Consider the following 5,763-nt stretch of genomic DNA (forward strand, 5'->3'; position numbering starts at 1 on the left):
CTTGCGGGCCGGCACGAATTGTGGCTCCTGCAGAACCGAGATCCAGGGATTGATCGATGCGGAACGACGTGTCCTCGAGCCAAGCTGACACCGCGCCCGCCCGCCAGCGCCCGCAGCGCATGGGCGAGCTCGCGACGCTGCCGGTCTTCTTCGACCTGAAGGCCAAGCGCGCGGTCATGGCCGGCGGCTCGGACGGCGCCGCCTGGAAGGCCGAACTGCTGGCCGCCTCCGGCGCGATCGTCGATCTCTATTGCGCGGCCGACGACCTCGGCGAGGAGATGCGCACCGTCCTCGCCCTCCCCTTCGCGGACGGCGAGATCCGCCACCACGACCGCCCCTGGGCGCTCGATATCTTCCCGGCCGCCTCGCTGGCGGTGGCCGACTGCGAGAGCGAGGCGGAGGCGCAGGCCTTCTTCTGTGCCGCGCGCGCGGCCGGCGTGCCGGTCAACGTCATCGACAAGCCGGCCTTCTGCCAGTTCCGCTTCGGCACGATCGTCAACCGCTCGCCCGTCGTCGTCGGCATCTCGACCGACGGGGCCGCGCCCATCCTCGGCCAGGCGATCCGCCGCCGCATCGAGACGCTGCTGCCCGCCACCCTCACCGGCTGGGCGAAGATGGCCGCGCGCGTGCGCGCCGAGGTGATGGACCGCCTCGCACCGGGCCCGTCCCGCCGCGCCTTCTGGGAGCGCTTTTCCGACGACGCCTTCACGCGCCGCGCGCCCGACGAGGCGGCCGAGCTGGAGGCCCGCGCCTTCGTTCGCGACCTCGCCAATCGCCCGCAGGCCGGCGGACGGGTGACGCTGGTCGGCGCCGGCCCCGGCGACGCCGAACTCCTGACGCTGAAGGCCGTGCGCGCGCTGCAGGCCGCCGACGTCATCCTCTTCGACGACCTCGTCTCCGACGACATCCTGGAGCTCGCCCGCCGCGAGGCCAAGCGCATGCTGGTCGGCAAGCGCGGCGGGCGCGAAAGCTGTCGCCAGGAGGACATCAACGCGATGATGGCGCAGTTCGCCCATGCGGGTAAGCATGTCGTACGGCTGAAGTCCGGCGACGTCTCGGTCTTCGGGCGCTCGGGCGAGGAGATCGCCGATCTTCGCGCGCAGGGCATTCCCGTCGCGATCGTGCCGGGCATCACGGCGGCTTCGGCCATGGCCGGCGCGCTCAGTGTGTCGCTGACCCACCGCGACCGGGCGCAGGCCGTGCGCTTCGTCACCGCGCACAGCCAAAAGGGCGACCTTCCCGACGACATGGACTGGCGGGCGCTCGCGGACGACAACGCCACCACGATCTTCTACATGGGCGGGCGCATGGCGCGGCGCATCGCCGAGCAGCTCATCGCCCACGGGTTGCCGGCCGAGACGCCGGTGGCGGTCGCCGCGGCGCTCACCCGGCCGGACGAGATCCGCTTGGTCGGACCGCTCTCGTCGCTCGGGCAAATCGTGGAGCGCGTCGGTATCGACCGGCCGATCCTGATCGGCGTCGGGCGCGTGTTCGCCGATGTCGAGCCGGCCGCCCTTCTCGGCTACGAGCCCGAGCGCCTCGACCCCTCTCGCCAAACCTCGCGCCTTCAGGCAAAGGCCGTCTGACCTTTTCTGGGAGGACGGACATGGGCGAGCAGGTGACGCTGGCGGGGCTGACGAACGCGCTTCTCAGCGAGGAGGGCGAACGCCGCCGGATCGTCGCGATCGCCGGTGCGCCGGGATCGGGCAAGTCCACCACCGCCGAGCAGTTGAAGGAACGCCTCAACGCACGCCGCGCGGGCGTCGCCGACGTCTTCCCGATGGACGGCTTCCACTACGACGACATGGTCCTGAACGCCCGCGGCCACCGCCCGCGCAAGGGTGCGCCGCACACGTTCGACCTCGACGGCTACCGCACGGCGCTCGAGCGGCTGCGCGCCGACGACGGGCGCGAGGTGGCGGTGCCCGTCTTCGACCGCTCGATCGAGATCGCGCGGGCGGGCGGTCGCATCATCGAGCCGTCGACGCGCATCGTCCTCACCGAGGGCAACTATCTCCTCCTCGACGAGCCCGGCTGGCGCGACCTCGGCGACCTCTTCGACCTGACGGTCATGGTCGAGGCGAGCGAGGAGGTGCTGATCACGCGGCTGACGGAGCGCTGGATGGGGTTCCAGCTCGATCCGGAGGCGATGGTCCGGCAGATGGAAGGCAACGACCTTCCCAACATGCGCCTCGTGCTGGCCAGAAGCCGGCCGGCCGATCTCGTGCTGCGCTCAGACGCCTGAGCGACCGGGGCTCAAGGCCCGGCGAGCCAGACCGCGACCGTGATCCAGATCGGCAGCGTGACCAGCGAGGCGACCGTGGTGGCGACCAGCGCGCCGCCCGATTCCGCCGTGCCTTCCCGATAGATCGCCGACAGGATCGTGCCGACGAAGCCGGCGGGGATCGCCATCGCGACGACGATCCGCGCCTCGATCGCCGGCGGCAGCGACAGGAGGAGGCAGAGCGCCATCGCCAGCGCCGGGCGCAGGATGTTCGACAGCGCGACGGCCAGAAGGCTGGTGCGCGACAGGCGCAGGCGCTGCGTCGACAGGATCACCCCGGTCAGGAACAGGCCGACGCCGCCGGTCGCCTGCGCAAGGGGCTTCAGGACGGCGATCCCCAGCGTCGGAAACGGCAGTTCGGCGAAGGCGATCAGGAAGCCGAGGGCCGGCAGGATCGTCATCGGCTTGATCAGCGCGGCGCCGACCGCGCGGCCGATGTGGCCGCCGCCCTGCATCTCCAGCCGGACGAAGCAGTAGAGCGTGACGATCAGCGTGCCGACGAGGTTGGCGACGGCCAGCGTCACCTCGGACCCCGGCCCCTCCAGCGCCTGGAACAGGCCGAGGCCGATGCCGCCGAGATTGGGAACGCCGACGGTCTGGGCGAAGAGCGCCGTCGTGATCGGCGTGAGGCCCCAGCGCCGCGCGACGAGGAGCGTCAGCCCAAGAAGCGCCGCATAGGTCGCGACATAGGCGGCGGTCGGCGCGAGTTCGGCCGTCAGAAGGCTGCGCGGCGCCGTGACGATCGCCAGAAACAGCGCGATCGGCAGCGCGAACTGCGCGACGAAGGCGCCGAGCATGCCGGTGGCATTCGCGTCCACCCAGCGGCGGCGGCCCGCCACGAAGCCGAGCCCGATCACGAAGAAGACCGGCGCGAGCGAAAAGAGAAGAATCTGGAACATCGGGCCGGACGGGAATGCAGAGAAGGGCCGGCGGAGCGACCGCCGACCCTTTTGGCATGCTTACGTTTCCAAGGCGAGGTTCTGCCCGCGCCTTCAGCGCATCCCAAACCCCGCGCCTTCAGCGCATGACCGGCATCGAGAACTCGGCGCCCGACTTGATGCCCGACGGCCAGCGGCTCGTCACCGTCTTGGTGCGGGTCCAGAACTTGATCGAGTCCGGCCCGTGCTGGTTGAGGTCGCCGAAGGACGAGCGCTTCCAGCCGCCGAAGGAATGGTAGGCGAGCGGCGTCGGGATCGGCACGTTGATGCCGATCATGCCGATGGGAACGCGGCTTGCGAAGTCGCGTGCCGCATCGCCGTCGCGCGTGTAGATCGCGACGCCGTTGCCATATTCGTGCTCGGTCGGCAGGGCGAGCGCGGCCTCGTAGTCCTTGACCCGCACCACCGACAGGACCGGCCCGAAGATCTCGGCCTTGTAGATCTCCATGTCAGGCGTGACGTGGTCGAAGAGGCAGGAGCCGACGAAGAAGCCGTCCTCGTAGCCCTGCATACGGAACTGGCGACCGTCGACGACGAGCTTGGCGCCTTCCCGGACGCCCGTCTCGACGAGGCCGAGGATCTTCTCCTGGCTGGCCTTGGTGACGACCGGGCCGTAGTCGGCGGCGGCGTCGGTGTAGGGGCCGATCTTGAGCGCCTCGACCTTCGGGATCAGCTTCTCGATCAGGGCGTTCGCGGTCTCCTCGCCGACCGGCACGGCCACCGAGATCGCCATGCAGCGCTCGCCGGCCGAGCCGTAGCCCGCGCCGATCAGCGCGTCCGCCGCCATGTCGAGGTCGGCGTCGGGCATGATGACCATGTGGTTCTTGGCGCCGCCGAACGTGTGGGCGCGTTTCCCGCGCTTCGTCGCCTCGGCATAGACGTGGGCCGCGATCGGCGTCGAGCCGACGAAGGAGATCGCGCCGATCTCGGGATGCTCCAGCACGGCGTCGACCGCCTCCTTGTCGCCGTTGACGACCTGAAGGATGCCCTTCGGCAGGCCGGCCTCCATCATCAGCTCGGCAAGACGCATCGGCACGGACGGGTCGCGCTCCGACGGCTTCAGGATGAAGGCGTTGCCGCAGGCGATGGCCGGCGCGAACATCCACATCGGGATCATCGCCGGGAAGTTGAACGGCGTGATCCCTGCGCCGATGCCGACCGGCTGGCGGATCGAGTACATGTCGATGCCGGGACCGGCGCCTTCGGTGAACTCGCCCTTCATCAGGTGCGGGATGCCGATCACGAACTCGCAGACCTCGAGGCCGCGCACGATATCGCCCTTGGAATCCTCGACCGTCTTGCCGTGCTCGGACGACAGGAGCTCGGCGAGTTCCTGCATGTGGGCGTTGAGGAGTTCGACGAACTTGATGAAGACGCGGGCGCGGCGCTGGGGATTGGTCGCCGCCCACTTCGGCTGGGCCTCGCGCGCCGCATCCACCGCGCGCTGCAGTTCGTCGCGGCTGGCGAGCGACAGGCGCGCCGTCGCCTGGCCGGTCGCCGGGTTGAAGACGTCGGCGAAGCGCCCGCTCGTGCCCGCCACGCGCTGCCCGTCGATGAAGTGACCGATCTCGTTCATGCCGTCTCTCCCTTGTGCTGCCCGTTTGTGGCCGCCACCCGCCCTTGAAAGCAAGGGGCGGGATCGTGCATCCATTGTGCGAAAATCGAAGTCTTGGGAGGCGTCCGCGTGAACTGGGACGACGTGCGCGTATTTCTGGCGGTGGCGCGCGCCGGGCAGATTCTCGCGGCCTCGCGGCGGCTCGGCCTGAACCACGCGACCGTCGGCCGGCGGCTCGATGCGCTGGAGGGGGCGCTCGGCACCCGTCTCTTCGAGCGGCGACCGGGCGGCTGCGCGCTGACCGGCGAGGGCGAGGCCTTCCTGCCGGCGGCCGAACGCATGGAGGCGGAAGCGCAGAACGCGCGGGCGCTGATCGGCGAAGCGGACCTTGCCCTGTCCGGCACCGTGCGGATCGGCGCGCCGGACGGGTTCGGCACGGCCTTCCTCGCCCCGCGCCTCGGCCCCCTGATGGAGCGCCATCCCGGCCTGACGCTGCAACTTGTGCCGGTGCCGCGCGCCTTCTCGCTGTCGCGGCGCGAGGCCGACATCGCGATCACGGTGGAGCGGCCCGAGCAGGGGCGGCTCGTCGCCCGGCGTCTCGTGTCCTACAGCCTGCGCGCCTACGCCTCGACAGCCTATCTCGACCGGGCCGGGCGGCCGCAGCGCGTCGGCGATCTCGCCGCCCATTCGCTCATCGGCTACGTCGACGACCTTCTCTACAGCGCCTCGCTGCAATACGCCGCCGAGTTCGCGCCGGGGTGGCAGAGCCGGATCGAGATCTCCTCGGCGCTCGGCCAGACCGAGGCCGTGGCGGCGGGTCTTGGCATCGGCATCCTGCACAGCTTCTCGGCCGCCGGGCGCACCGGCCTGGAGCGCGTCCTGCCCGAGCGGGAGCTTCGCCGCGAATACTGGCTCGTCTACCACGAGAGCGCGCGCGACCTCTCCCGCGTGCAGGCCGTCGCCCGCTACATCGCCGAACTGGTCGA

The 5,763-nt window shown here is 70.5% G+C and carries 5 protein-coding genes; 3 read left to right on the forward strand and 2 right to left on the reverse strand.

Annotated features, from left to right (window positions below):
• Positions 1 to 56: 56 nt before the first annotated feature.
• Positions 57 to 1,586, forward strand: coding sequence for a siroheme synthase CysG (gene cysG / locus QZ753_RS06650; RefSeq protein WP_294642109.1), 1,530 nt, complete (start codon positions 57 to 59; stop codon positions 1,584 to 1,586).
• 20 nt (positions 1,587 to 1,606) lie between these two features.
• Positions 1,607 to 2,245, forward strand: coding sequence for a nucleoside triphosphate hydrolase (locus QZ753_RS06655; RefSeq protein WP_294642111.1), 639 nt, complete (start codon positions 1,607 to 1,609; stop codon positions 2,243 to 2,245).
• A gap of 11 nt (positions 2,246 to 2,256) precedes the next feature.
• On the opposite strand, the gene QZ753_RS06660 is transcribed toward QZ753_RS06655, so the two are convergent.
• Both QZ753_RS06660 and QZ753_RS06665 read right to left on the reverse strand, forming a co-directional pair.
• Positions 2,257 to 3,183 (reverse strand): AEC family transporter, encoded by a 927-nt coding sequence (locus tag QZ753_RS06660; RefSeq protein ID WP_294642113.1) that lies wholly within the window; start codon positions 3,181 to 3,183, stop codon positions 2,257 to 2,259.
• A 118-nt stretch (positions 3,184 to 3,301) separates the two neighbouring features.
• Positions 3,302 to 4,798, reverse strand: coding sequence for a CoA-acylating methylmalonate-semialdehyde dehydrogenase (locus QZ753_RS06665; RefSeq protein ID WP_294642116.1), 1,497 nt, complete (start codon positions 4,796 to 4,798; stop codon positions 3,302 to 3,304).
• Positions 4,799 to 4,906: 108 nt separating this feature from the next.
• On the opposite strand from QZ753_RS06665, the gene QZ753_RS06670 reads away from it, so the two are divergent.
• A partial coding sequence (locus QZ753_RS06670; RefSeq protein ID WP_294642118.1) for a LysR family transcriptional regulator occupies positions 4,907 to 5,763 on the forward strand: 857 nt, incomplete at its 3' end.

The organism is uncultured Aureimonas sp. (assembly GCF_913775355.1).
In the GTDB taxonomy this organism is placed as follows: Bacteria; Pseudomonadota; Alphaproteobacteria; order Rhizobiales; family Rhizobiaceae; genus Aureimonas.

Excerpts from the sequence above, each read along its gene's own strand:
- QZ753_RS06660 (WP_294642113.1), bottom strand. The coding sequence starts at position 3,183 with ATGTTCCAGATTCTTCTCTTTTCGCTCGCGCCGGTCTTCTTCGTGATC.
- QZ753_RS06655 (WP_294642111.1), top strand. The coding sequence starts at position 1,607 with ATGGGCGAGCAGGTGACGCTGGCGGGGCTGACGAACGCGCTTCTCAGC.
- QZ753_RS06665 (WP_294642116.1), bottom strand. The coding sequence starts at position 4,798 with ATGAACGAGATCGGTCACTTCATCGACGGGCAGCGCGTGGCGGGCACG.
- cysG (WP_294642109.1), top strand. The coding sequence starts at position 57 with ATGCGGAACGACGTGTCCTCGAGCCAAGCTGACACCGCGCCCGCCCGC.